The sequence below is a fragment of the Streptomyces sp. RPT161 genome (assembly GCF_027533845.1).
Lineage (GTDB): Bacteria > Actinomycetota > Actinomycetes > Streptomycetales > Streptomycetaceae > Streptantibioticus_A > Streptantibioticus_A silvisoli_A.
In genome coordinates, this window is sequence record NZ_JAPZVN010000055.1 from 1 (window position 1) to 3835 (window position 3835).

Consider the following 3835-nt stretch of genomic DNA (forward strand, 5'->3'; position numbering starts at 1 on the left):
CCTGCCCACCTACGCCTTCCAGCGCCAGCACTACTGGCTGGAGTCCGGCGCTGCCAACCCCGCTGAAGACAGTGGCACGGACTCCGTGGAGGCCCGCTTCTGGGAGGCCGTCGAGCGCGAGGACTTCGAGGCGCTGTCCGCCGAGTTGGCGGTGGACGGCGACCAGCCGTGGAGTGAGGCGCTGTCCGCGCTGTCCGCCTGGCGCAGGCAGGGGCGTGAGAACTCGACGGTGGACGGCTGGCGTTACCGGGTCACCTGGAAGCCGGTGGCCGAGGAGACGGCGGCACGGCTGTCCGGCACCTGGCTGCTCGTGGCGTCCGACCAGGAGAGCCCATGGGCGGCTGAGGCGGCCCGCGTACTCGCCGAACGAGGGGCGTCCGTAAGGCGGTTGACTGCGGCCGACACCGGCCGGAAGTCGCTGGCCGATGCGCTCGCCGCCGAGGAGGGGCCGTTCAGCGGTGTGCTGTCGCTGCTGGCGTTGGACGGCCAGCCGCAGCCGCTGCACGCGTCCATGGCGTTGGTGCAGGCGCTCGGCGATGCAGGGATCGACGCGCCGCTGTGGCTGGCCACCCGTGGTGCGGTTGCCGTCAACCGTGCGGAGCCGCTGGACGACCCCGCGCAGGCGCTGGTGTGGGGCCTTGGCCGGGTCGTGGCGCTGGAACACGGTGAGCGCTGGGGCGGCCTGGTCGACCTGCCCGAAGCCGTCGACGACCGCGCGCTGGCCCGGATCGTGGCGGCCCTCGCCGGGACCGACAGCGAGGACCAGGTCGCGGTGCGGCCCTCCGGGCTGTACGTCCGCAGGCTGGTACGCGCCCCCCTGGCGCAGACGCCCGCCGTGCGTGACTGGCGGCCGGACGGCACCGTCCTGGTCACCGGTGGCACCGGGGCGCTCGGCGCGCACGTCGCCCGCTACCTCGCCCGCACCGGCGCCCGGCACCTCGTGCTGACCAGCCGCCGTGGCCTCGACGCACCCGGCGCCACCGAACTATGCACCGAACTATCCGAGTTGGGCGCCGAGGCCACGATCGCGGCCTGTGATGTGGCCGACCGGGACGCGCTGGCCGCACTGCTCGCCGAGATACCCGCCGACCGGCCGCTCACGGCCGTCGTGCACACCGCCGCCGTACTGGACGACGCGGTCATCGAGGCGCTGACCCCGGAGCAGCTCGACCGGGTGCTGCGGGTCAAGGTCGACGCCACGCGCAACCTGCACGAGCTGACCCGTGACCTCGACCTGTCCGCGTTCGTGCTGTTCTCGTCCTTCGCCGCCACCTTCGGCGCCCCGGGGCAGGGCAACTACGCGCCGGGGAACGCGTTCCTGGACGCCTTCGCCGAGTACCGGCGCGCCGCCGGGCTGCCCGCGACCTCGGTGGCGTGGGGGCCATGGGGTGACGGTGGCATGGCGGAGGGCGCGGTCGGTGACCGGATGCGCCGCCACGGTGTGCTGGAGATGGCACCGGAACTCGCGGTCACCGCGCTCCAGCACGCCTTGGACCGGGACGAGACCACGCTGACCGTGGCCGACATGGAGTGGAAGCGCTTCGTCCTGGCCTTCACCTCCGGCCGCCCGCGCCCGCTGCTGCACGACCTGCCCGAGGCCAGGGCGGTCATGGAGTCGCTACGCGCCGACGCCGACGAGGAGGCGGCAGGCGGCGCGGCCCTCGTACAGCGTTTGTCGGGCCTTTCCGAGGCCGAACAGGAGCGGCTGCTGCTGGAGTTGGTGCGCGGCGCCGTCGCTTCCGTACTGGGCTACCAGGGCGCGGACGCGGTGGAGGCGAACCGGGCGTTCAAGGAGTTGGGCTTCGACTCGCTGACCGCCGTGGAGCTGCGGAACCGGTTGAACGGGGCGACGGCGCTGCGGCTGCCGCCGACCCTGATCTTCGACTACCCGACGCCGACCGCCCTCTCCAGGTATCTGCGCACCGAACTCTCCGGTGAGCAGGGCGCGCTGGCGGCTCCGCTGCCGACCGCTGCCGCCACCGCCAGTGACGAGCCGATCGCGATCGTGGCGATGAGCTGCCGCTTCCCCGGGGACGTGCGATCGCCGGAGGAACTGTGGGGGCTGCTGAACTCCGGCGGTGACGCGCTGAGCGGGTTCCCGCTGGACCGCGGCTGGGACGTCGAGGCGCTGTACAACCCGGATCCGGACGCGCAGGGCACCTCGTACACCCGTGAGGGCGGGTTCCTCAGCGACGCGGCACGGTTCGACTCCGGGTTCTTCGGCATCAGCCCGCGTGAGGCGCTGGCGATGGACCCGCAGCAGCGGCTGCTGCTGGAGACGTCCTGGGAGGCGTTCGAGCGGGCCGGGATCGATCCGGCGACGCTGCGCGGCAGCCAGTCCGGTGTCTTCGTGGGCACCAACGGTTCCGACTACTCGATGCTGATGCAGGGCAGCGGCGAGGGCTTCGAAGGCCACCTGGCGACCGGCACCGCCGGAAGCGTTGTCTCCGGCCGGCTGTCGTACACGTTCGGGCTTGAGGGCCCGGCCGTCACGGTGGACACCGCGTGCTCGGCGTCGCTGGTCGCGCTGCACCTGGCCGTTCAGGGGCTGCGCAACGGCGAGTGCTCGCTGGCGCTCGCGGGCGGTGTGACGGTGATGTCGACCCCGGGCACCTTCATCGAGTTCAGCCGTCAGCGTGGGCTTTCCACGGACGGCCGCTGCAAGGCGTTCTCGTCGGACGCCGACGGGTTCTCCCCGGCCGAGGGCGTGGGCATGCTGCTCGTCGAGCGGCTGTCGGACGCCCAGCGCAACGGCCACCCGGTGCTGGCCGTGGTGCGGGGCACCGCGGTCAACCAGGACGGTGCCAGCAACGGCCTCACCGCGCCCAACGGCCCCTCGCAGCAGCGGGTGATCCGCCAGGCGCTGGCGAACGCCCGACTCACCGCCGCCGAGGTGGACGTCGTCGAGGCGCACGGCACCGGTACCTCGCTCGGTGACCCCATCGAGGCGCAGGCACTGCTGGCCACCTACGGCCAGGGGCGGCCGGAGGACCAACCCCTGCTGCTGGGGTCGATCAAGTCCAACATCGGCCACGCACAGGCCGCGGCCGGTGTCGCCGGTGTGATGAAGATGGTGCTGGCGATGCGGCACGGCGTGCTGCCGAAGTCACTGCACATCGCCGAGCCGACGCCGCACGTGGACTGGTCGGCGGGCGCGGTCTCACTGCTGACCGAGGCGCGCGAGTGGCCCGAGACCGGTCATCCGCGCCGTGCGGGCGTGTCCTCGTTCGGCTTCAGCGGTACGAACGCGCACGCCGTACTCGAACAGGCCCCTACCGTTGAGGAGGAGACCCCGGTACAGTCCGCCGACACCTCGCCCGTCGTGCCGTGGGTGCTCTCCGGCAAGAGCGAGGCGGCGCTGCGCGGACAGGCCGAGCGGTTGCTTGCCCACCTCGGCACCCACGGTGACCTGCGGCCCGCTGACGTCGGCTACTCGCTGGCCACCACCCGGGCCGGACTGGACCACCGCGCGGTGGTGGTCGGCCGTGACCGGGAAGACTTCGTGCGCGGACTGGACGCACTGGCCCAGGGGCTCAGCCTGCCGAACCTCGTTGAGGGGGCAGGAGTCGGGGGCCAAGGGGTCTTCCTGTTCCCCGGACAGGGGTCGCAATGGGTAGGCATGGCCGTCGGGTTGTTGGACGCTTCACCCGTGTTCGCTGCCCGGATCGATGAGTGTGCGGCGGCTTTGGAACCGTTCACTGATTGGTCATTGGTCGATGTGCTGCGGGGGAATGAGGGTGCGCCGTCGTTGGACCGGGTTGATGTGGTTCAGCCGGTGTTGTTCGCCGTGATGGTGTCGTTGGCTGAGCTGTGGCGGTCGGTGGGTGTTGTGCCC

1 protein-coding gene is annotated in these 3835 nt (G+C 72.1%); it reads left to right on the forward strand.

The genetic code is table 11. The features are described 5' to 3' along the window. Positions 1-3835: SDR family NAD(P)-dependent oxidoreductase (locus O5O46_RS34825; protein WP_269859692.1), on the forward strand; the 3835-nt coding region annotated here is incomplete at both ends.